At 66.6% G+C, this 22,181-nt stretch carries 20 protein-coding genes; 10 read left to right on the top strand and 10 right to left on the bottom strand.

Features of this window, described 5'->3' with window-relative positions; translation table 11 throughout:
* Positions 1 to 68: 68 nt before the first annotated feature.
* Positions 69 to 1,070: a hypothetical protein gene (locus EKH81_RS17145; RefSeq protein ID WP_132060679.1), complete on the bottom strand. Its 1,002-nt coding sequence runs from the start codon at positions 1,068 to 1,070 to the stop codon at positions 69 to 71.
* The gene (locus tag EKH81_RS17150; RefSeq protein WP_132060681.1) at positions 1,067 to 1,762 is read right to left on the bottom strand and encodes a PIG-L deacetylase family protein; all 696 of its coding nucleotides are present in this window, start codon (positions 1,760 to 1,762) and stop codon (positions 1,067 to 1,069) included. Before EKH81_RS17150 ends, EKH81_RS17145 begins: the two co-directional genes overlap by 4 nt.
* 445 nt (positions 1,763 to 2,207) lie before the next feature.
* Between EKH81_RS17150 and EKH81_RS17155 the strand changes: the two genes are divergently transcribed.
* Positions 2,208 to 2,894, top strand: coding sequence for a YqjF family protein (locus tag EKH81_RS17155; protein ID WP_238392230.1), 687 nt, complete (start codon positions 2,208 to 2,210; stop codon positions 2,892 to 2,894).
* 1,305 nt (positions 2,895 to 4,199) lie between these two features.
* Complete coding sequence (locus tag EKH81_RS17160; protein WP_132060683.1) at positions 4,200 to 4,565, top strand: DUF7344 domain-containing protein; 366 nt, start codon at positions 4,200 to 4,202, stop codon at positions 4,563 to 4,565.
* Between the two features lie 121 nt (positions 4,566 to 4,686).
* On the opposite strand, the gene EKH81_RS17165 is transcribed toward EKH81_RS17160, so the two are convergent.
* Positions 4,687 to 5,307 (bottom strand): DNA-3-methyladenine glycosylase family protein, encoded by a 621-nt coding sequence (locus EKH81_RS17165; RefSeq protein WP_132060685.1) that lies wholly within the window; start codon positions 5,305 to 5,307, stop codon positions 4,687 to 4,689.
* 114 nt (positions 5,308 to 5,421) lie between these two features.
* On the opposite strand from EKH81_RS17165, the gene EKH81_RS17170 reads away from it, so the two are divergent.
* Positions 5,422 to 5,952: a gluconate 2-dehydrogenase subunit 3 family protein gene (locus EKH81_RS17170; RefSeq protein WP_132060687.1), complete on the top strand. Its 531-nt coding sequence runs from the start codon at positions 5,422 to 5,424 to the stop codon at positions 5,950 to 5,952.
* Positions 5,949 to 7,577 (top strand): GMC family oxidoreductase, encoded by a 1,629-nt coding sequence (locus EKH81_RS17175; protein ID WP_132060689.1) that lies wholly within the window; start codon positions 5,949 to 5,951, stop codon positions 7,575 to 7,577. The genes EKH81_RS17170 and EKH81_RS17175 overlap by 4 nt, the downstream gene beginning before the upstream one ends.
* Positions 7,578 to 7,877: 300 nt before the next feature.
* Here EKH81_RS17175 and EKH81_RS17180 read toward each other — a convergent pair whose 3' ends face one another.
* Positions 7,878 to 8,936 carry a DUF4349 domain-containing protein gene (locus tag EKH81_RS17180; RefSeq protein WP_132060691.1) on the bottom strand — a complete coding sequence of 353 codons (1,059 nt, stop codon included), beginning with the start codon at positions 8,934 to 8,936 and terminating at the stop codon, positions 7,878 to 7,880.
* A gap of 259 nt (positions 8,937 to 9,195) precedes the next feature.
* Here EKH81_RS17180 and EKH81_RS17185 point away from each other — a divergent pair, with 259 nt between their 5' ends.
* The 3 genes from EKH81_RS17185 to EKH81_RS17195 are packed head-to-tail and all read left to right on the top strand — an operon-like array spanning position 9,196 to position 14,228.
* The gene (locus EKH81_RS17185) at positions 9,196 to 12,372 is read left to right on the top strand and encodes an MMPL family transporter (RefSeq protein ID WP_132060693.1); all 3,177 of its coding nucleotides are present in this window, start codon (positions 9,196 to 9,198) and stop codon (positions 12,370 to 12,372) included.
* Positions 12,372 to 13,154: a TrmB family transcriptional regulator gene (locus EKH81_RS17190; RefSeq protein ID WP_238392231.1), complete on the top strand. Its 783-nt coding sequence runs from the start codon at positions 12,372 to 12,374 to the stop codon at positions 13,152 to 13,154. Before EKH81_RS17185 ends, EKH81_RS17190 begins: the two co-directional genes overlap by 1 nt.
* Positions 13,155 to 13,214: 60 nt before the next feature.
* A complete protein-coding gene (locus EKH81_RS17195; protein ID WP_132060695.1) occupies positions 13,215 to 14,228 on the top strand; it encodes a DUF7544 domain-containing protein in 1,014 nt (337 codons plus the stop codon).
* Between the two features lie 54 nt (positions 14,229 to 14,282).
* Here the strand turns inward: EKH81_RS17195 and EKH81_RS17200 are convergent, their stop codons facing one another.
* The 5 genes from EKH81_RS17200 to EKH81_RS17220 all read right to left on the bottom strand — a co-directional run bounded on the left by EKH81_RS17200 (position 14,283) and on the right by EKH81_RS17220 (position 19,464).
* A complete protein-coding gene (locus EKH81_RS17200) occupies positions 14,283 to 15,071 on the bottom strand; it encodes a DUF7260 family protein (RefSeq protein ID WP_132060697.1) in 789 nt (262 codons plus the stop codon).
* Positions 15,068 to 15,526 carry a DUF7552 domain-containing protein gene (locus tag EKH81_RS17205; protein WP_132060699.1) on the bottom strand — a complete coding sequence of 153 codons (459 nt, stop codon included), beginning with the start codon at positions 15,524 to 15,526 and terminating at the stop codon, positions 15,068 to 15,070. The genes EKH81_RS17200 and EKH81_RS17205 overlap by 4 nt, the downstream gene beginning before the upstream one ends.
* 97 nt (positions 15,527 to 15,623) lie before the next feature.
* Positions 15,624 to 16,085 carry a DUF7552 domain-containing protein gene (locus tag EKH81_RS17210; RefSeq protein ID WP_132060701.1) on the bottom strand — a complete coding sequence of 154 codons (462 nt, stop codon included), beginning with the start codon at positions 16,083 to 16,085 and terminating at the stop codon, positions 15,624 to 15,626.
* Positions 16,086 to 16,171: 86 nt separating this feature from the next.
* Positions 16,172 to 16,564: a thioredoxin family protein gene (locus EKH81_RS17215; RefSeq protein WP_162224665.1), complete on the bottom strand. Its 393-nt coding sequence runs from the start codon at positions 16,562 to 16,564 to the stop codon at positions 16,172 to 16,174.
* A 566-nt stretch (positions 16,565 to 17,130) separates the two neighbouring features.
* Complete coding sequence (locus EKH81_RS17220) at positions 17,131 to 19,464, bottom strand: DEAD/DEAH box helicase (RefSeq protein ID WP_132060831.1); 2,334 nt, start codon at positions 19,462 to 19,464, stop codon at positions 17,131 to 17,133.
* 139 nt (positions 19,465 to 19,603) lie between these two features.
* Here EKH81_RS17220 and EKH81_RS17225 point away from each other — a divergent pair, with 139 nt between their 5' ends.
* Positions 19,604 to 20,020: a hypothetical protein gene (locus EKH81_RS17225; RefSeq protein ID WP_132060705.1), complete on the top strand. Its 417-nt coding sequence runs from the start codon at positions 19,604 to 19,606 to the stop codon at positions 20,018 to 20,020.
* 33 nt (positions 20,021 to 20,053) lie between these two features.
* Here EKH81_RS17225 and EKH81_RS17230 read toward each other — a convergent pair whose 3' ends face one another.
* On the bottom strand, positions 20,054 to 20,308 hold the full coding sequence (locus tag EKH81_RS17230; RefSeq protein WP_132060707.1) for a DUF8066 domain-containing protein: 255 nt from the start codon (positions 20,306 to 20,308) through the stop codon (positions 20,054 to 20,056).
* A gap of 95 nt (positions 20,309 to 20,403) precedes the next feature.
* Here EKH81_RS17230 and EKH81_RS17235 point away from each other — a divergent pair, with 95 nt between their 5' ends.
* Positions 20,404 to 20,832 (top strand): hypothetical protein, encoded by a 429-nt coding sequence (locus EKH81_RS17235; protein ID WP_132060709.1) that lies wholly within the window; start codon positions 20,404 to 20,406, stop codon positions 20,830 to 20,832.
* A 61-nt stretch (positions 20,833 to 20,893) separates the two neighbouring features.
* A complete protein-coding gene (locus EKH81_RS17240) occupies positions 20,894 to 22,069 on the top strand; it encodes a M24 family metallopeptidase (RefSeq protein ID WP_132060711.1) in 1,176 nt (391 codons plus the stop codon).
* The last annotated feature ends 112 nt before the right edge of the window (positions 22,070 to 22,181 follow it).

The raw sequence follows: 22,181 nt of genomic DNA on the forward strand, positions 1-22,181 counted from the left end.
TCGTCGCCGACGGCGTCGGCGACGACCGCACTTCTTCGAGAGAATCGTCGCGTCTCTCGCCGACCCGGTCACTCGTCGGGAAGCGCGTCGAGGTAGGCGTTCCACACCGCGTCGTGGTCGGTCGTGCCGATGGAGGAGATGACGCGACACGCGTCCCACCCCCACATGAACACGCTATCGACCCCGCCCTCGACCGCGATTTCGGTGGCTCGTTCGACCTTCTTCGGCGTCTCGGGGTCATCGGGGAGCGCGAACCCCTGAATCCAAATCTGGCTTTCGAGGTCGTACTCGTCGGCCAGACTCACCACGCGGTCGGTGTACTCGTCTACGAACGACTCCATCTCCTCGTCGAAGGCGGCCCAGTACGGGTCGGTCGAAAACACGTCGATGTGGTCGCTCGCGGCGAGTCGTTCCCAGTCGGTCAGGCCGTGTTCGCTGCTGTCGCCCGGCAGGAGACAGACCGCGTTTTCGGCCCCCTCCTCGCGGACCAGCGCCATCATCTCTTCGAGAAAGTCGAACAGCGAGGCCTCCTGAAACTCGACCACGCGGTCGGTCTCGGTCGCTGGCATCGCTTCGTCGTACTCGGCCTCGTATCGCTCCCGGCAGGCGTCACACCGACAGGTCCACGCCCCCTCCGGAAGCGGATCGGCGTCCCACCCGGGCACGTACCAGTGGGGTTCGTCCCAGAAAATCACGTCCGCGCCCAAATCGACCGCATCGCGGGTCCACTCGCGCATGAACCCCCGAAATTTGGGGTCGTTGAAGCAGGCGGCCGGAACCCGGTCGCCGGTCGAGAGTCGCTGGCGCGAATCGGGATTTCGACCGATGAACTCCGAGAGGGCTTCGCCGCCGAACACTCGGCCGACGCCCCACGGATTCACGTAGACGCGCTGGCCGCGGTCGTGACTCGCCGCCACGAGGTCGGCCATCGTCTCCTGGTAGTACCGTTGGTCGCGCTCGCTGAAGGTGTGAAGCACCGCGTCGAGTCCCTCGTCGCCGAATCGGTCGAGGTCGTGCTCGGCGTGGCGCGGGTCGCGGACGCCGAAGTAGCTGGTGCCGCGCTCCATCAGAGGTACTCCCGCGTGGTCTCGTGAAGCGGTTCGAACCCTTCGGCGTACCTCGCGCCGGTGCGCTTGCCGAGGACGCGCGCCTCCGCCCGGACGCCCTCCACGAGGTGCTCGAATTCGGCGTCGATGCCGCCGTGTTCCTGCAGGAACGCGACCTGCGACTCGTGGGCGTCGATGGCGTCCTCCTTCACGTCCTGATACTCGGAGATGTCGACGAACACCGACGGCTCGAACTCGGCGGTCGGCTTGCCGAAGAAGTAGACGTTCTCGGGGTCGTGTGGCGGATGTTCGGTGTCCACCAGCGGGAGCGAGGCCATGTAGTAGGCGTCGGTGACGAGGCGCGAGGCCGCCCGGTGGTCGGGGTGCATGTCTTCCCGGTAGTGGGTCAGGATAACGTCGGGCTCGTGGTCGCGAATCACGTCCACGAGCGCGAGGCGATTTTCGAGCGAGTAGGTGATTCGGCCGTCCGAGAAGTCGAGGAAGCCGACCTCGGCTCCGAGCGTCTCGGCGGAGGCTTCGGCCTCCGTCTCGCGGACCGCGGCGACTTCCGCTTCGGTCGTGTCGAAGCCGCCGTACTCGCCGCGAGTGAGGTGGACGATTCCGACATCGTCGCCGCGGTCGGCGTGCTTGGCGAGGGTTCCGCCGCAGAATATGTCGGCGTCGTCAGGATGTGCGACTATGGCTAACACTCTCATCGGTGTCGGTGTTCTGACCCGTCCCGTATAAATGTAGAGGAGGCGGCAGCGCCGACTCGTCGCCGAGGGAGCGTTCGGCTCGAAGCAAGGGCTGTTTGCACGATCTGTTTCAATCGTTCGTTCCAAACGTTTGTTTGAAACGACGATTGAAACTAATTCTCGACCGTCCGAAAATCCGATTTCACCCGAATTAGGTTCTCAGACTCTCGAAAAGGAGGTACCTCGTCTGTTGGCCACGGTCGTTTACATCGCCAAGTATCGTAACAATTGCCAGATTCAATTGTTTCCTACAAACGTATGTTACACACGTATGTTACAAATCAAAGTTACAAATGAATGTTTCAAACGGAATGAATAGGGGTCTTCTCACGAAGCTGGGTTACTCGCTCGACGCCTCTGTCCTGCCGAGCCAAAGCTATTTTGCGACGACCTCCCGAGAAATCACATGGTCCCGCTGGAGATGGGGTGGCGACAGCTGTTATTCGAGAACTGGCCGGTGGACCCGGACGTGATGGACGCACACCTCCCGGACGGACTAACTCCCGACACATACGACGGGTCGGCGTGGCTCTCCGTGGTTCCGTTCACCAACGTCGCCGTCCGTCCGAAGGGGATGCCCGAGTCGCTCGGCATCCGACTTCCCGAACTCAATCTCAGGACGTACGTCACCCGCGAGGGCGTCCCCAGCGTCTACTTCTTCAGCCTCGACGCGCAGGGCATCCTGAGCGTCCTCGGTGCGCGCGTGTTCCACCACCTCCCGTACTACTACGCGCGCATCTCGCTGGACCGCGAAGACGGTCGAGTCCGATTCAGCAGTCGCCGCCGCCATCCGGGCGCACGACCCGTGCACTACGAGGGCACGTACTGGCCGACCGGCGAACCGTTTTCCGCGCCAGAGGATTCGTTCGGGGCGTTTCTCGTCGAACGATACCGATTTTACACGGAGGCCCAGGACGGGTCGATTCGATACACGGACGTCGAACACGACCCGTGGACGCTGTACCCGGCCGCCGCCGACATCGAGACGAACACGCTGCTCTCGGCCCACGGGTTCGCACGACCCGAGACCGACCCGGTGTACTACTGCAGTCCGGGCCTCGACGTGGTCGCCTCGCGGAGCAAACGGCTGTGACAGGGAACTCGTTTTGATGTCTGTAGGGACGCCGTTCGCGTCCATTTTGCTTGTAGCGGCCGAAAGTTTATATTGGAAAACGCAGTACGCCCACGTACGATGGGACAGAACCGAGACGCACCGACGGCCGAAGAGGTCGCCGAAGCCTCCGGCGGCGATGTCGAGACGGCACGCCGGGCGCTCTTAGCTGTGCGTATTCGAGACGACGCTACCGAATAGTTCTTTTGTGACTTCTGACTCTCACCCCGAATTCGAATATCAGTTACAAGATATTTTCGAGGCCGAAGTCGGGCCAGACTGTCGATTGAGGGACGGCGACGACGTTCGTCTGAGTGGCGCAAAACGGACTGTTGACCAGAATTACTACGAACTCGATGGCTACATCGACGGCAACCTCCGGACGAATCCGGTGTTTATTTGCCATGCAGACCGAGTTCAGGAGGAGGGCTTCGAGGTGCTTCGACTACTTCACAACTATCTTTCGTCGCTCTACTCGCTCAACGAAGCAATTCGCGTTCTTTGCAATCGGTACACCGCAGACGCGGTCGAGGTACGGAGCGGCGATTTCACACCTGCTTCTGGTGGGAGTGATCAGTCCTACTACGGACGCAAACTCGGATTTTGCGCGGACTTCGGACGGATTTCCAACACGGTGGGTTCTCGTGTTTGACCTTCGATACGGTCGGAACTCTCGGTGATTTCGAGGGATACCACGTCGCTTTCGACCGCTCCGCATTTCTCACGAAGAGCGGACTGCGAGAACCGAACCGATTCTTGCGATGGACGAACGACACCGAACAGCGGTATCCGATTAGCTATCTCGGGTCGTTTCACCAAGGGACGCTCCAGGAATCCTACGCCGATGTGGAAGCGTGGTTCTCAGATACGTAATCCTACTTGTTCGTGGAGAGGACACTATTCGCGTAAAATGTACGCCCGGAACACTAACATCCAGCGTCATTCCGTGGCGGCGTGCCGAGTCTGCTGGCAAACCCTCGTGCCGGGCGGGTGCGAACTGCACCAAGTGGCTCGTCGGCGATGCCGACGAGCCTGTGCGTGGCGCTTCACGCCACGTTTTCGTGTGCCGGTCACGACCGGCGGCGGGCTACTTCGGGGGAGCCGACCCACTGGACTGTCGCGTACCCGGGTTCTCCGTGCGGTCATCGCTCCCGAGTGGGACTGCTCGGACGGGGACTTGAGGTACGCAGACGCCTTAGGGACTCGTCGGTGTTAAGTGTTTCCCGACTGACTACCTAATCCTTTAGGTGATGTACTTTTTGTCCCGGGGTTCGCGGTACTACTCGCATGATGAACGCGGACTCCCCGGACGTCTCCGACCGGTACGCCCGAGAGGACCGCGGCATCTCCACTGCCCTGGATGCCGCGCTCGACCTCCTCTCGAACGAGCGGCGTCGGTACGTCCTCTATCACCTCCGAGAACAGGGTGGGGCGGTACACCTCGAAGAACTCGCCGAGCAGGTCGCGGCTCGGGAGGGCGGCGACACCCAGCGGGTGCTCACCGACCTCTACCACGGTCAGCTCCCGCGTTTGGAGGCGGCGGGTGCCGTCGCGTTCGACGCCGACCGCGGGATGGTGCGACTCACCGACCGGGAGGGGTCGCCGCTCTCGGAGTACCTCGAACTCGCCGCCCGCGAAGAGAACGGCTTCTGAGAAGCGAACGGTTCTGATGGTCCATCGCTGACGTTCGGCCCCACGTCGCTCGGGGGAGCGACGGCGTACGTGTCGAGGGGGCGTTATGGTGTGCCGAGGCGGCGTCGAAGACGGCGCGCGTTCACGCGTCGTCTTCGACCTTCCAGAGATACCGACTCGCGTAGCTTCGGTACGGCGACCACCGCTCGGCGCGCTCGACCATCTCACCCCGAGTGAGGTCGCCGTAGAGGCGTTCCATCCCCTTTCGAATCCCGAGGTCGCCGACCGGGAACACGTCCGGGCGACCGAGCGCGAACATGAGTTGCATATTCGCGGTCCACTCGCCGACGCCCTTGATGGTTGTGAGTTCGGCGACCACCTCCTCGTCGGGTATCTCGGCGAAGTACGCCCGCGAGTAGCCCCGCTCGACGAACGCCTCGGCGACGTTGCCGACGTACTCCGTCTTGGCCGCCGAGAGTCCGGCGTCCCGGAGAGTCTGCTCGTCGGCCGCTAAAACCCCCTCGGGCGTCATCTCGACGGCGGTTTCGAGTCGCTCGCGGGTCGCGGCCGCCGTCGCCATCGACACCTGCTGGCGGAGGACGGAGACGACGAACCGCTCGAAGAAGTCCGGCGCGGGTTCGACGGTCACGGGACCGTGGGCCTCGACTATCGGGCCGAGGTCGGGGTCCTCACGGAGGAGTTCGTTGGGGTCGCGACGAGTCTCGTTGGGGTCGTGGTGGATTTCGCTCGGGTCGTCAGTCATCTGCCGGAGAGTAGGAACTCGGGGTAGATGAGCGTGTGGTCCGGACCGAGACGCCGGGCGAGCGGGTCGCGAAGTAGCAAACCCTAAGTTTAGGCTGGCCTAACTCTCGCTCGTATGGAGCTGACCCGACGGGACGCGCTGGCCGCCCTCGCCGCAGGCGGGGTCGCGGTCGGCGCGGGCGCGATGCTCGAAGGCAATCCGTTCGGCGAGAACGCCCCTGCCTCGCCCGAGGACCGCCTCGACACCCTGCTCGCGGTCGCCGAGGTCGTCTACCCGTCCGAAGTATCCGGCATAGAGGAGTTCGTCCGCACGTACGCGCTCGGGCGCACGGAGGACCGCGACGACTACCGCGAGGGCATCGTCGAGGCGCTCGACACCCTCGACGAGTACACCCGGACGTGGCACGACGCCGACTTCCGCGAACTCGACGCCGAGACCCGCGAGTCGGTGCTCGACCAGATGGGCGTCGATACCGCCGACCCAGACCCCGAGGGGACCGACCGCGAGCGGGTCCGATTCTTCGCAGTCAACGAACTCCTCTACGCGCTCTACACCTCGCCGACCGGCGGGGAACTGGTCGGCATCGAGAACCCCCAGGGCCACCCCGGCGGGGCGAGTAGCTACCAGCGGGGGCCGGACGGATGAGCGCGAGCGACGAGACTCCCGACCGAACGCCGTCCGAACGCGCCGACGTGTGCGTCGTCGGGTCCGGTCCGGCGGGCGCGCTCACGGCCCACCGACTCGCCGAGCGCGGGTACGCCGTCGTCGTCCTCGAAGCGGGAGAGCGGTTCGACTTCGAGGACCGCACGCGCCGGATGGAGCGCGCGATTCGACCGGGTCTCGGGTCGGTGTGGGAGATGGGCGGCGAGCGCGACGACTACACCTCCGCGGGCGAGAAGTACTACCCGCTGAACGCCGCTCGCGTGAAGGGCGTCGGCGGCACCACGCTCCACTGGCAGGGAATGGTGATGCGATTCCACGAGTCGGACTTCGAACCGTGGCCCATCGACTACGAGGACCTCCGGCCCTACTACGCCGAAGCGGAGGCGGCGCTGGGGGTCGCGGGCGCGGACGACAACCCCTTCGCGCCGCCCCGCGAGGACCCCTTCCCGATGGCCGGGTTCGAACCCTCCTACAGCGACTCCGTCTTCGCGGAGGCCTGCGAGCGACTCGGCGTGGCGATGCACTCGGTCCCGAACGCGCGCAACTCCGAGGGCTACGACGACCGGAGCGCGTGCGTCGGCTACGGCACCTGCAAACCGGTGTGCCCCTCCGGCGCGAAGTATTCGGCCGACCACCACGTCGAGAAGGCCGAGGACGAGGGCGCGCGCGTCATCGACCGCGCGCCCGTCCAGCGACTCGAACACGACGATTCGGGCGAGCGCGTGACCGCCGCGGTGTACGCTACGCCCGACGGAGAGACCCACCGACAGGAGGCCCGCGAGTTCGTCCTCGCGGCAGGCGGGGTCGAGACGCCGCGGCTTCTCTTGCTCTCGGAGTCCGACGAATACCCGGACGGTCTCGCCAACACCTCGGGCGCGGTCGGTCGGTACTTCATGGACCACCTGTTCGGCGGCGCGGGCGGCACTCTCGACCGCGAGACTCGACAGAACCACGTCGGATTCATCACCAGCGAGTGCCACCAGTTCTACGACGACCCCGCGAGGGGAGCGTCGGGAACCGACGGCGAGATTCCGGCGTGGTCTGGCGAGGGCCCCGAACCCGACCGCTTCAAACTCGAATTCCTGAACTACGCCGGACCCTCGCCGGTCGAGATGGCCTTATCGGGCAACGAGTTCGGCGACGACCTGCTCGATTCGCTCCGGGAGGGGTACGGCAACTCCATCGCGATGGGCGGACTCGTCGGCCAGCGCCCCCGGAAGCAAAACCGCATCGAACTCGACCCCGAGACCACCGACGACCACGGCAACCCCGTTCCGAAGATTCACTGGCACCTCGACGACCGCACGCGGGCCAGCCTCCGGCGCGCGAACGAGATTCAGCACGCGATTCTCGACGACCTCGGCGTGGACATCTCGTGGACGGTCGGACCCGACGAGACCGGCCCGGCGTTCCACCACATGGGGACGACTCGGATGGGCACCGACCCCGATTCGAGCGTGGTGAACACTCGACTCCGGACTCACGACCTCCGGAACCTCTCGGTCGCGTCGAGCAGCGTCTTCGTCACGAGCGGCGCGCTCAACCCCACGCTGACCATCGCGGCGCTCGCGCTCAAGGCGGCCGACCACGTCGAAGAACGTCTGTAGCGGTCGTCGAAACCCACCTCGTCGCGGGCCGCCGTCCTCGATTCTCGACTCCGCGAATTCGCGTACCGGAGGTGTTTTGTGTGGCTACGAGAGAGGACGGGTAGGCGGCACGGTCAGTCGGCCCCTTTCAGCCCGCGCGGTTTCCGCGTCGGGTCCGCTGGCTGACCTACCCCGTCTGTTCAAGACCGCGAGCGGCATCTATTGTAGACTCCGGACATTCGAACGGGGGAGAAAGACCCGGAACACTCGAACGACCAGCGTCGGCCGCGCGCGACGAGTGAGCGACCAAAGATCGGTCGCTCACTCGTCTCTTGCGCTCGCGTCCCCGCCGTCGTCCCTGCTCGCGTCGGTCTCCGCGCTCGCTTCTGTGTTCTCCTGCTCGTCCGTTCGGAGTTCCGTCTCCTCGCCCGCCCCGAGTTCCGTCTCTCCGACCGGTTCGGTTTCCGCCACGCTCGCCATCGGCTCGACCGGTTCGGAACCGCCCCGTCGCCGCCGCCAGAGCCCGTACACCGCGACGACGGGCGTCCCGAACGCCAGCACGTACGGCGCGGCGTAGGCCGCCCCGACCGCGAGACTGCGACCGACTACCACGACGCCACCGATGGATTCGACGAACGCCGACAGCAGGCCGGTGTCGTACCACGCGTCCGTCTCGGTCGTCTCCGGTTCGGGACGCTCCTCCGCCATCTCCACGGTCAGGGTGGAGTACGCGACCTTCTGCTGGAGCGACTGCTGGCGGGCTTCGAGTCGCTCGATTTCGGACTGCACGTCCGAAAGCTCCTCCTGAACTGCGAGCACGTCCTCGGTGTCGTTGGCTTCGTCGTAGAGGCTCCGGAGTTGGTCGCGCTCGGCCCGGAGATTGTCGAGTCGGGCCTCCACGTCCACCAACTGGTCGGTCACGTCGCGGGTGTTCGTGCTCGACTCGCGGACCTCGCCCTCGGCTTTCGTTCGCTCTAAGAGCGCGGAGTAGTTCTCCTGGGGAACGCGGAGCACGATTTCGCCGCTGACCCACGACTGATTCCCGCTCCGGTGGACCCGCTGGCCGGTGTCGCTCACGAACCCGCCGTGGGCTTCGACCGCCTGCGTCAGTTCCTGTCTCGACTCGTCGAAGTCCTCGACGGTCAGCGAGACGTTTCCGGTCCGAATCACCTCGCGCTGGTCGGCCTGGAACGCGTTCGCGGCGTCCGCGTCCCCGCCGCTCGAACCCGCGTCGTCCCCGCCGCTCGACAGTCCGGTGCCGCCGCTCTGGCCCGTGTATCCGGCGTCCGCGGCGTCCCCGCCGCTCCCGGAACACCCCGCGAGGACGACCAACGACGCGAGTGCGAGCGCGAGGACGAGTCGCTTTTTCGACCGTGACATATCACGTGATTGAACACCCGAACGTCATAAAAGCGCGGTAGACTCAAATCTGCATTTCACCGTTCGCGCGGGTCGGCGCGGACCGCGCCGACCCGCGCGAGTCCATCTCGACCTGCTCGAACCCGTCGCCTGATTTGATGTCGTTCCCGCACTCAGTCCCCGTCTCGAAATCAGTTCCTTTAAGCCGATGCTGTTAGTACCTTTCTAACAACAGCACTGATAGTATGTTCCTACAAACAGCCACGCGGGGGGTCGCGACGTGAGGGCGAGCGACCTCTTCGCGGCCGTCACCGACCACAGTCGCGCGGTAATCGTCCTGCTGCTCGTCGCCACGCTGGTCATCGGCGCGGGCGCGGGACAGGTCGAACAGTCGTCGTCGCTCGACCAGTTCCAGAGCGACAGCACGGCCGCCGACAAGCTCGATTACGCCGACGAGAACTTCTCGTCGGGCCAGGAGAACACCACGACAGTCCAACTCATCATCCGCGACGACAACGTCCTCTCGCAGGGCGCGCTCGTGGAGTCGCTCGAACTCCAGCAGGCGCTCCGGGCAAACGAGACGGTAAATCGGACGCTGACGAACGACACGCCGACCTCCGGCGTGGCGAACGTCGTCGCCATCGCGGCGATTCAGCAGGAGCGCGCCGACGACCTTCAGCGGGAGGGCGCGGACCTCCAGCGCGAGCAGGCCCGCCTCAACGCCACACTCGGGAACCTCTCGGACATGGTGAACGAGACCCGAGAGATTCAGCGCGAGTACGACCAACTGAATCGCTCGCGGGCGCAGGGGCAAGTAAACAATTCGACGTACGCCGAGCGGTCGAGCCGACTCGACGAGCGCCGGGCCGCGATTCGCGACCGGGCCGCCGGGATGCTGACCGACGAGCAGGCCGTGCGCTTCGAGCGCCAACTCGCTCAGACGCGGACGCTCCAGCAACAGCTCGACGGCCTGAACGCCTCGCTCCAGCAGGGCGAAATCAACGAGACGACGTACCAGGAGCGCGCGGGCGAGGTTCAGACCGGGTTCGAGCAGGTGTACGCGCAGGGCGTCCCCGGCGTCCTCCGCGGGGAGTTCGCCGAACTTGAGGACCGCGGCGAGCAGTTAGAACAGCAGCGCCAGCAGTTGCAGAACGGCTCTCAGCCCGGTCTCGAAGCGCAAGTCGAGCACCTCCGGTCGATGAACGACTCGGAGGTCGAGTCGGTCGTCGCCGACGTGCTCGGCGACGACGGCGAGGGCGGCCAGTCGAGTCAGGCGTTCGCGTTCATGCCGACCTCCTACGAACCCGGAAGCGCGGAGGCCGACGCCACGATGATAGTCGTCTTCCAGACCCAAGAGGGCGAGACCGTCGAAGGGATGGCGGGCGACCGACTCGTGGACTCTCAGAACGCGATGCAGGCGGTCGTCGAGGCGAACGCCGACCGCGACGTGCTCGTGTTCGGGTCGGGCATCATCACCGAGGAGACCGACCAGTCGATGACCGACAGCATCGCCATCGTCGGCCCGCTGGCGCTCCTGTTCGTGGTCGTGACCCTCCTCGTCGCGTACCGCGACCTGCTCGATATCGCGCTCGGCGTGCTGGGCATCTTCGCGACCCTGATAATCACCTTCGGCTTCATGGGATGGGCCGACATCACGTTCAACCAAATCTTCATCGCGGTGCCGGTCCTGCTCATCGGTCTCTCTATCGACTACGCGATTCACGTGTTCATGCGCCACCGCGAGGAGCGCGCGGAACACGACGGAGAGAGCGTCAGACAGGGGATGGCGGTCGCGCTCGCGAGCGTCGGGGTCGCGCTCGTGTGGGTCACCGCGACGACGGTCATCGGCTTCCTCTCGAACCTCGTCAGCCCCCTTCCGCCGATTCAGGACTTCGGCATCGTGAGTTCGGTCGGCATCCTCGCCGCGCTCGTGGTGTTCGGCGCGCTCATCCCGGCGCTCAAGGTCGAAATCGACGGCTTCCTCGAAAGTCGCGGCTTCGACCGACGCAAGCGAGCGTTCGGCACCGGCGGCGGCGCGCTCGGGTCGTTCCTCTCGGTCGGCGCAGTCGCCGCCCGAAAGGCCCCGTTCGTCGTCATCGCGCTCACGCTCATCGTCTCCGCGGCCGGCGCGTACGGCGCGACCCAAGTCGATACCAGCTTCAGCCAAGAGGACTTCCTCGCCGAGGACCCGCCGGGGTGGATGGAGGACCTCCCCGAACCGTTCAAGCCGGGCGAGTACTCCGCGAAGGCCAACCTCGACTACGTGAACGACAATTTCCTCCGGGAGGACTCGGAGGCCCAGATACTGATAGAGCGCGACGTGGCGACGCCCCAGGCGCTCGACAGAATCCGGCAGGCGACCGACGAGACCGCAGACACCGACGTGGCGGTCGTGCTGTCGAACGGCGAACCCCGAATCGAGAGTCCGCTGTCGGTGATGGAGGACGTGGCGGACCGCAACGAGTCGTTCAACGAGACGTTCGTCGCGGCCGACACCGACGGCGACGGCGTCCCCGACGAGAACGTCGAGGGCGTCTACGACAAACTGTTCGAAGTCGCGCCCGACGAGGCCGGGAACGTCATCCACCGCGAGGGCGGCGAGTACCGCGCGGTCCGGATGGTCGTCTCGGTGAAGGGCGGCGCATCGACCGCCGACGTGACCGAACAGATGCGCGACGTGGCCGAGGTGGTAGACGGCGACGGCCTGACCGCGACCGCGACCGGCCAGCCAATCGTGTTCGAAATCGTCCAGCAACAGCTCCTCGAAACCGTCATCGAGAGCCTGCTCATCACGCTGGTCGCGGTGTTCGCGTTCCTGATGCTGACCTACCGGCTCACCCACGGAAGCGCGACCTTGGGCGCGATAACGCTGCTGCCCGTGGCGTTCAGCGTCTCGTGGATTCTCGGCACGATGTACCTGCTCGATATGCCGTTCAACGTCCTGACCGGGATGATTACGAGCCTCACGGTCGGACTCGGGGTGGCGTACAGCATCCACCTCAGCGAGCGGTTCAACCTCGAACTCGCCCGACGTGACACCGTGGACGCCGCGATGCGCACCAGCGTCACCGGCACCGGGGGCGCGCTCCTCGGGAGCGCGGCCACCACGGTCGGCGGATTCGGCGTGCTCTCGTTCGCCATCCTGCCCGCGCTCCAGCAGTTCGGCGTCATCACCGGCCTGACCATCGTGTACGCGTTCCTCGCGAGCGTGCTGGTCCTGCCGAGTCTGCTCGTGCTGTGGACCCGATACCTCGGTCCGGACCCCGGCGAGACGGCCAGCGCGGCCGCCGCGGTCGCGAACGGCGGGGCCGCGACCGGCGCGTCAGCGGGCGGCGAATCCGCGACCGACGCCGCGGCGGCCGACGAGGCCGCGACCGACGACTCCGAGTGGGAGTTCGGAGCCGACATGGAGGACGAGTCGCCGAACCGAACCGACGCCCCGAACGAGGAGGACTGATGAGCGGAGACGACCAGATGGACGAGGACGACGCCATCGGCGCCCTCGAAGACCTCGGCCTGTCGAACTACGAGGCGAAGGTGTTCGCGGCGCTCCAGCGCCTCGGCACGGGCACCGCCCGCGACGTGCATCGCGTGACCGACGTGCCGCGGTCGCAGGTGTACGGCGCTGCCGAGTCGCTCCAGGACCGCGGTCTCGTGGAGGTCCAGCAGTCCACGCCCATCCAGTACCGACCGGTCAGCCTCGACGCCGCCCGGACCCACCTCCGGGGGGAGTTCGAGCGCACCCAATCGCAGGCGTTCGACTACCTCGAAACCGCGCGCAAACAGCGCGCCGACGCCGACGAGCGCCGCGAGGACATCTGGACGGTCCACGGACAGGCGAGCATCGACGGCCGCGTCGAGCAACTGCTCGGAGACGCCGAGCGCCGAATCGTCTTCGCGGTCGGTGAGGCGGCGGGCGGACTCGACGCCGACATCGCCGACCGACTCCGCGAGCGCGCCGACGCGGGCGTCGAAGTGGTCGTCATCGGCCCGTTCCACGAGGCGTTCGCCGACAGCGAGGTGGCGGTCCACGAACTCCCGGTCGAGCATCCCCACGCCGACGACCCGGTAGGGCGAGTCGTCGTGGTAGACGGCGAGACGATTCTGCTGAGCGTCCGCGACGAGCGCGGCGCGTCGGAGTTGGCCGAGGAGACCGCCATCTGGTCGTCGAAGACCGGTATCGCCGCGGTCCTCATCCAACTCATCGACGGCGGACTCGGCGAAGCGGTGTCGGTCTAAGCAGACCGAACAGTCTCCGGTCCCCCGACAGTTTTCCCGGTCGGCGTCGTATCTCGGCGCATGTCGCGGTACGCTGTCGAGGCGCTCGACGACGCCCTCGACGCGACGAAGGCGCTGTTGACTCCGATAGACGCGCGCCAGTGGCTTCGCCTCGCGCTCGTCGTGTTCTTCCTCGGCGGAGCGGGCGGGGGCGCGCCGTCGGCGAGCGTCGGGAGTTCGACCGGCGGTCCCACGATTACCGCGCCCGGACCGCCGAGAAACGGTGTCAGACTCCCGTTCTCGCCCGAGGAGGCGGCGTCCATCGCGTTCGGCGCTCTCGCGGTCGGACTCGCGCTCGGCGTGGCGTACGTGCTGGTCGCGTCGGTGATGGAGTTCGTGTTCGTGGAGTCACTTCGCCGCCAACACGTCCGGATTCGCCGGTACGCCGACCAGCACCTCGGACGCGGACTTCGGCTGTTCGGCTTTCGAATCGCGCTCAGCCTGCTGGTGGTAGTGCCCGCTGGCGGGGTGGTCCTCGCCGTGCTGTCGGCCGTCGGCGGCGAACCGCGGGTGTCGGTCGGCCTGCTCGCGGTGTTCGTCCCGCTGTTCATCGTTTTGGGAACGCTCGTCGCGTTCATCGACGTGTTCACGACCCACTTCGTCGTTCCCGTCATGGTAGGGCAGAACGTCGGCGTCGTCTCCGGATGGCGGCGTTTCTGGCCGACGCTGATACGCGAGTGGCCCGAGTACGGCGTCTACGCCCTCGTCAGAATCGTCCTCGGGGTCGCGGTCGGCGTCGCGGCGTCGGTGGTCGGGGCGGTCGTCGGCGCGGTCGTTCTCGTCCCCATCGCGGTGGTCGGCGCGCTGACGGTCCCGACGTTCGGGAGTCTGCCCGCGCTCCTCTCGAATCCGGTCGCGTTCGGCGTCGGTATCGCAATCCTGCTCGGCTACGCGGTCGTCACGACCGCGCTGACGGCGGTCGTTCTCGTGCCGATTCAGACGTACGTCCGGTACCATGCCCTGCTCGTCCTCGGCGACACGAACCGGGAGTTCGACCTGATTCCGGAACTCAGACGCGAGATACGCGCGGGGTGACGCTCGCTGTCCGCGAGCGTCACCCCGGCGGAGAAAATCGGGCTTGCGAGAAAATCAGGCCCGCGAACAGAGGTGGCGACGGACCGCGCGCTGGCAGTCGGCGAGGAGCGAATCGAGTCGCGCGATGTCGGCCAGCAGGGGGTGTCCATCCGCGAAGTCGTCGTAGAGCAAATCGAGCAGTTCGCGGGCCCGAACGCCGGTCGGGCCGTCGCGGTGGGTTCCCCGGAGGTCGGCCTGTCGGTCGCGCGCGAGTTCGTCGCACGTCGCGCGAAACGCCGCGAGGCGGTCGTGGCGGGCGCGAAGCCCGTCGAATCCGAGGTCCGAGAGCGGCGTGTCGTCGGCGTCGGCGACCCACTCGGTCATCTCGTCGAGTCGGTCGGCCGCGCTCGCGAGTCGGTCGCGCTCGGTCCCGATGGCGTCGGCGAGCAGGCGACACTCAGCGCGGCGCTCGCCGATACGCGAGACCAACCGCGCCTTGAGTTCGGGCGCGAACCCCGCCCCCGCCGACGAGAGCGCGGTCGCGAGGTCGGGCGATAGCTCGTCGGCCATCGCGGCCCGCGCGGAATCGGTCTCGACGCGCGGGAGGACCGTCGCCGCGAACGCCTCGCGGACGGCTTTTGTTCCGCCCGCGTCGGTCGGCCCGCCCTTTCCGGACAGCACCGCGAGCGCGCCGCCCGGCGCGCTCGCGGTCGCAGCGGACGCGCTCGCGCGGCCCACGGGGGTCGCGGAAATCGCTCGGACGCGCTCGTCGAACGCGTCGAACGCGTCGGCTTTCGCCTCGATTCGGTCGCGCTCGGCGTCGGCGCGCTCGATTGCGGCGTGGGTCCGGAGTTCGACGGTCATAGCTTGGCGTCGAGTTGGCGTGCAATCGCGTCGTCGTCGAGCGGTTCGCCGTCGTGGCTCACGTGGACCAGCGGGGCGTTGTCCATCCGGAGCCACTCGGTCTCGTGGTCGCCCGAGAGCGTCACCGACCGCGACGTTCGGGGCAGGCCGTTCGCCCGGTGGCCCGCAGTTCGCTCGCGGGTCGAGACAAGCGTGGGCGCGTCGGCGTCTGCTCCGTCCTCGGCTTCGTAGACCACGAACCGATGGGTGGGGAGACCGGAGTCGGTTTCGCGGAGGCGGTCGCGATAGGCGCGCGCGAGGTCGGCGGCCTCGCGCGCCGCGCCCTCCGTGGGAAAGCGCCGGGCCGAGAGCGGCGTCGGGCGTCGATTCGTCTCGGCGCACGCGACGTAGAACGCGCCGTCCGAGGCAGCGAGCGCGTCGATTTCGTGACGGAGGTGGTCGAGGGAGTCGGCCATGATTTAGGCTTGCCTAATCCTATTTAGGACAGCCTAAAATAGGTTGCGGATGCGGCGTGGTGTCACGCGGACTCGATTCGTGACGGAAGCCCGATTCTCACACCTGTGCGTTGAGTTGGAGCGCGATTGCGGCGTCGTCGAGCGGTTCGCCGTCGCGTGCAATGCGGACGATTGGCGCGCCCTCCATCCGAATCCACTCACGGTCGGTCGCGCCGGTGAGGACCGCCGATTTCCTGGGACGTGAGTTGCGGCGCGGTCGATAGCGCGCGATTCGCTCGCGGACGCTCGACGCCTTCGACACGTCGAGTGTGGGCACGTCGCCGATGTCCTCGTAGACCGCGAGGCGGCGCTCGTCGAGGTACGGGTCCACCTCGCGAAGCGCCTCGCGATACTCGCGCGCGAGGTCGGCCGCGCGCTCGGCGTCGTCGGGCGAGCCGAAGGACGTGCCCTTCAGCGGGACCGGACGCCTGCCGGTGTCGGCGCACGCGACGTAGAAATCGCCGTCGGGAGCGGCGAGGTCGTCGATTCGGTCGTGGAGGTGGTCGAGGGAGTCGGTCATGGGGGTCGGCTATTGGACCGCAGACCGACTCCTAAGTCATTTCGGAATCGCCGCGAGAGAGTCGGTGCGCGATTTCAGCCCCCGAACTACTCGGTGTACTCCCCGACCAGCCCCGCCAACTCCGCCTTCTCGACCTGTCCCTCGATTCGCTCGACGCGCTCGCCGCCCGCGTACACGTCGAACGTCGGGGTCCCCTCGACGCCCTGTTCGAGCGCCAGTTTCTGGTGGTGAACCACGTTCACCTTCGCGACCGCGGCGAACGTCTCGCGCGCGACCGACTCCACGACGGGGTGGAGGCGCTGGCCCGCGCCGCCCCGGGCGTAGTAGTGGACCAACACCACGTCGTGAGCCGCGACGGTCTTCTCGAAGTTCCGGGACCCATCGACGTACACCGGCGAGGGCGGTGCGCCCAATCCGTGGTCCTGCACCAGCGCGCGCTTCTTGCGCTCGCGTACCTCGGCGAGGTCCTCGTCGTCCATGGTACTCGGCGGTTTTGCGTGGGGTGACTTAATTTTACGCCCTCGATTATCGGGAAGGCGTTTGCGATAGTTGGATGTTCGAGTCTGTACAACTGCCGTGATTGTTGCTCGCCCGCCTCCAACTGCGGACCGTAGAATCGAGAACAGCCAGAAAGCCCCCGCCCGGTCGCTTTGAAACGCAGACAACGGAAGAGCCGCGAACACTTCGAAAGCCCCCGCCCGGTCGCGGTCGCTCAGCGACATATTCGGCGCAAACCGCGCGCCGAATAGAGGTCGCTGAGACGACCACGTAAACGCGACCGGGCGGCCCCTTTCAGTCCCACCCTCGTTGAAGGTGTCACCGGCTGATTTCCCGGTGGACTGTGCCACCGGCCGTTTCCGGCGGCTGTGTCACCGGCCGTTTTCTGGTGGACTGTGCCACCGGCCGTTTCCGGCGGCTGTGTCACCGGCCGTTTTCTGGTGGACTGTGCCACCGGCCGTTTCCGGCGGCTGTGTCACCGGCTGATTTCCCGGTGGACTGTGCCACCGGCCGTTTCCGGTGGAACGTGTCACCGAGCTATGCCCTGCTACTCGGCCGCCGTCTCCGTCAGTTCTTCCAGAAGATAGCGCCCCAGTTCCTTGTCGAGCGGGTCGTTCGCGTTCCCGCAGTGGGGCGACTGGACGCACGCCGGACACCCGCCTGCCGACTCGCACTCGCAAGCCGAAATCATCTCGGCGGTGTTCGCCATCAGGTCCTCGACGGTCTCGTACCCCTCGCGCGTGAGGCCCACACCGCCGGGGTAGCCGTCGTAAATGAAGATGGTGCTCTCCCCGGTGTGGGGGTGGAGCGGCGTCGAGAGACCGCCGATGTCGCCCCGGTCGCAGAGGAGTTCGAGCGGGAACAGCGAAATCATGCCGTGTTCGGCGGCGTGGATGGCCCCCGGAAAGTCGCCCCGGTCGCGGATTTCGTCCGCCACGTCGCCCGGAATCGTGAAGTAGAGCGCCTTGGTTCGTAGGGAGAGTTCCGGCAGGTCGAGCGACTCGCTCCCGAGCGCGTCCCCGGAGGACCGGTCCTTGCGCTCGAAGCCCGTAATCTGCTTTCGCATCGTGACCTCGGCGAATCGGACGGGCACGTCTTCGCGGGCCGAGAGGCGCTTTTCTCGGATATCCTCCTCGACCGTAATCGCCTTCTCGTGGAGGACCTTGGTGTAGTAGTCGGCCCACGTGGGCGTGAGTTCGGCGACTTCGTTTTCCAAATCGAGGTCCACGACCTCGTATGCTTGGCCCTGATGGTAGTAAATCGCTCCCGGATGGGCGTCTGTCAGCGCATCACCGAAGGGGAGGCTGGCGATGGTGTTCCCGTTTCGCCGGTCCACGAGGTTGATTTCGCGGTCGTCGATGGTCCGCAGGCTCATCTCGTGTTGGGGACTCCCGCCGCCGTCGTAGGTCCAGCGCACGCCTTTCGGGGTGGTCCGGCGCTCCAGTTCGCCCGCGTCTTCGAGGTCGGCCACGAGGTCGGGAAACGACTCGCCGAAGAATCGGTCGTCGTCGGGCTTGAGCCACGACTCCCGGGCGGCCGACAGCACGTGGTCGGGCAGGAGTTGGTCGTTCTCGGGGTTGACGACCGCGCGCTCGGGGGACCCCGAAAACAGGTCGTCGGGGTTCGCGACGAGGTACTGGTCGAGTTGGTCCTCGCCCGCGACGAGACCGACGAGCGCGGGGTCGTCGCCCCGGCCCGCGCGCCCGGCCTGCTGGAACGCCGCCATCCGCGTGCCGGGGTAGCCGTCGAGCAGGACGGCGTCGAGACCGCCGATGTCCACGCCGAGTTCGAGCGCGTTCGTACTCCAGACGCCCCGAACGTCGCCGTCGTGGAGACCGTCCTCGATTTCGGCCCGGCGCTCCCGACCCAGCGCGGCCTGATACGCGGTCACGTCGCCCGCGAGGTCGCCCCGACCCCGTCTGCGGAGTTCCTCGGCGCTCTCCATCGCGTACCGCTCGGCGGCCTGTCGGGCGCGAGTGAACGTGAGCGTCTGGTACTCCTTCGAGACGAGGTCGGCAAAGAGGCGCTTGGTCTCGGAGTGATTCGACTTTCGTCTTCCCGCGGTGCCGGACTCCGGGTTCTCGTACTCGGGCGGGTTCCACAGCACCCAGTGAGTCGGCCCGGTCTCGCTCGCGTCGTCGTCCACGAGTCGGAACGACGACGACTTCTCGCCGGTCACGCTCGCGGCGTGTTCGACCGGATTCCCGATGGTGGCCGAACAGCAGACGAACTGCGGCGACGAGTCGTATCGCTCACAGACTCGCCGGAGGCGGCGCATGACGAGCGAGACGTGGCTTCCGAACACGCCGCGGTACTCGTGAACTTCGTCGAGCACCAGGGTTTCGAGGCCCTTGAAGAACCACTCCCAAAGCCGATAGGCGTGCGGAAGGAGCGCGTAGTGGAGCATGTCGGGCGTCACGAGCAGGACGGTCGGTCGGCGGTCGCGCACGGCCTCCTTCTCGGATTTGTCGAGTCGCCCGGTGTACTGAGCGACCGAGACGCGGCTTCCGAATCCCAAGTCGCGAGCCAGTTCCGACAGCGTCTCGTCTTGGTCGTTGATGAGCGCGACCTGCGGCGCGACGTAGAGGGTGCGCCCGCCGTGGTCCATCGCGCGCTCGAACGCCGGGACGGTGTAGGCTAAACTCTTGCCGCTCGCGGTCGGGGTGGCGACCACGACGTTCTCGCCGTCTCGAACCGCCTCGATCGCCTCGGCCTGGTGGCGGTAGAGACCCGAGATTCCCCGGTCTTCGAGCGCCGTCTGCAATCTGGGTTCGAGGTCAACGTCCCGCAGGTCGCCGTCGCTCCCCGGAAGACTCCGGTGGGCTTCGATTTGGCCGTCGTAATAGGGTCTGGCCCGGAGCCAATCTATCGTCTCGTCCACGCTCGCCCGGTAGGGGGCGGTCACCTAACCGCTTTCGCCGCGGAGCGAAAGTGAACCGGGGGAGTTCGGGGCGGAAAAGTGAACGCCGAGCGAGGTTCGAGGCGGAAGCTACAACTGTCGGGGAACGAACTGTTCTGCCATGAAACCGGTCTTCGTCGCGGCCGTGGCCCTCCTCCTCGTCGGTCTCGGTCTGATGGGGTACGCGCAGGTGATGCCGTCCGACGACTGCACGCCCGGCCACTCGCTAACCGCGAAGGCGACCGACGACCCCGCGACGGTGGCGTTCTCGGACCTCTCCCGAGATGCCGCCGAGTCGGTCGAGACCGCGGTCTCGACCGATTCGGCGACGGTTTCTTCCGATGTCTACGATGGTGAACTCAGGGATGCGGTCGTGGCGTACGAGGGCGAACAGTACCGCGTTCAATCGGCGGGCGTCGGCAGTTGCGGCGACGACTCGCGAACGTTCGTCTTCCTCGGCGGCGGCGTCGTCGCCGGAGTGGGTCTCGTCTCCGGAGGTCTCGAAGTGCTCGGGTCGCGCCTCGACGGTGATTCGTAGTCGCCGTCGGCGACTACGAATCACCTCGCGTGACTACAGACCCCTGTCACGTGACCGCGAATCTCCTTCGCGCGCTTCCATCGCGTCCGCGATTCGCTCGAAGGCGGCGACGAATCGCACCGCGAGACCGAACAGTCGCCACGCGAGGTACGCCCCGAATATCCCGAGGACGACGCTCACGCCCAACAGCGGACGCCCAGCGATGAGGACGCTGTACAGCACGACGACCACGGCGAGGACGCCGAGCGCGACGTGGAGGGCGGTTCGAGGGGATTCGGATTCGGCCATATCGCTGTCGTGACACGCCTGCGACAAGAACGTTCCGAATCGGCCGTTTTCCGGGGTTTCGGGAATCTCTTTGTCGAGTAGTGCGTACACTCTGTATGATTTCGAACACGCGACTGTACGGCGCGGCAATCGCGTTCACCTCGGGCATCTACTCGCTGTGGAGCGCGTCGATGGCCTCGCGGATGACGACCGGCGGGTGGCTGATGGCCGTCCTCGGAGTCGTCGTCGTGGCTCACGGCGCGGTGCTCCTGACCGACGCCGCCGCCCGACTCGGCGACGCGAGCGGCCCGCTCATGGTCGCCTACGCGATACTCATGCTCGCGAATCAGGCGCTTTTCGGGACCGGTATGGTGGGCGACGGGAGGATGGGAATGGATTCCCAGATGAACCCCGGAATGGGCGAAAGCACCATATCCGCCGGAATGGGGTGGGACGCCGGGATGGTCGCACTCGCGGTCCTGATGCTGGTCAGCGGCGTCATCATGTCACGCGATTCGACGGACGGCGCTTCCGACGGGATGTGACCCCGGCGAGACCCGCCCCGAATCCCCCACGGTTTTGGCGCTCGGGTGAGTGTCGATTCGTATGGAACCAGACCTCTCGACCCTCGCGGACGCGCTCGCCGACGCCGGTGCCGATGGCTACCTCCTCGATTCGGACTCCGAGGACTCCGACCAGCGATACCTCTCGGGGTTCGACGCGCCCGACCCCTTCGTGACCCTCTACACGCCCGACGGAATCGCCCTGCTCGTCTCCGGACTGGAGTACGGCCGGGCGAAGAAGGAGAGTCGCGCCGACGAAGTCGCCCGCCTCGCCGACTACGGCTTCCCGGAGTTGGTCGCCGAACACGGCCGCGTCGGCGCGAACCACCGCGTTGTCGCCCGATTCCTCGCCGACCGGGGCGTCGAGTCGGTCGCGGTGCCCGAGCGATTCCCGCTCGGCACCGCCGACGGCCTGCGCGAACAGGGCGTCCCGGTCGAAGTGCTGGACGGCGACGTGGTGACCGAGATTCGGTCGGTCAAGTCGGACGCGGAAATCGACCACATCCGCGAGGCCCAGCAGGCCAACGAGGCCGCGATGGCCGCCGCCGAGGACCTGCTGGCCGCGGCCACGGTCAGCGACGGCCTGCTCTACCTCGACGGCGAGAAACTGACGAGCGAGCGCGTCACGGAGGAAATCGAACTCACGCTCTTGCGTCACGGGTGTGCGCTCGACGAGACCATCGTCGCCTCGGGCGCGGACGGCGCGGACCCGCACAACCGCGGAAGCGGCCCGCTCGAAGTCGGTTCGCCCGTCGTCATCGACATCTTCCCGCAGAGCAAGGCGACCAAGTACAACGGCGACATGACCCGGACGTTCGTGGTGGGCGAGGCGAGCGACGAAGTTCAACGCCGGTACGACGACACCTACGAAGCCTTTGAGGCGGCGCTCGACGCGCTCGAACCCGGTGCGACCGGCAAGGAGGTCCACGACGCGGTCTGTGACGTGTACGAGGAGAAGGGGTACGACACCCTTCGGAGCGACCCGTCGGCCGAGACGGGGTTCATCCACAGCACGGGCCACGGTATCGGACTCGACGTGCACGAACTCCCGCGAGTCGCCCCCGACGGCGGCGAACTCAAGCCCGGCCACGTCGTCACCATCGAACCCGGCCTCTACGACCCGGAGTTCGGCGGGATTCGCATCGAGGATCTGGTGGTCGTGACCGAGGACGGCTACGAGAATCTGACCGACTACCCGATTCATCTCGAAGCGGAGTAGGGTCTCCCGACGATTTTCTCGGCGGGTACTGTTTCTTGACGGTCACTGTTTTTCGTCGGCCACTGCTTCTCGATAGCCACCCGTCCACCCGGCGCGCGCTGGCGCGACCTCG

Source organism: Halorussus amylolyticus, assembly GCF_004143485.2.
GTDB classification, from domain to species: Archaea; Halobacteriota; Halobacteria; order Halobacteriales; family Haladaptataceae; genus Halorussus; species Halorussus amylolyticus.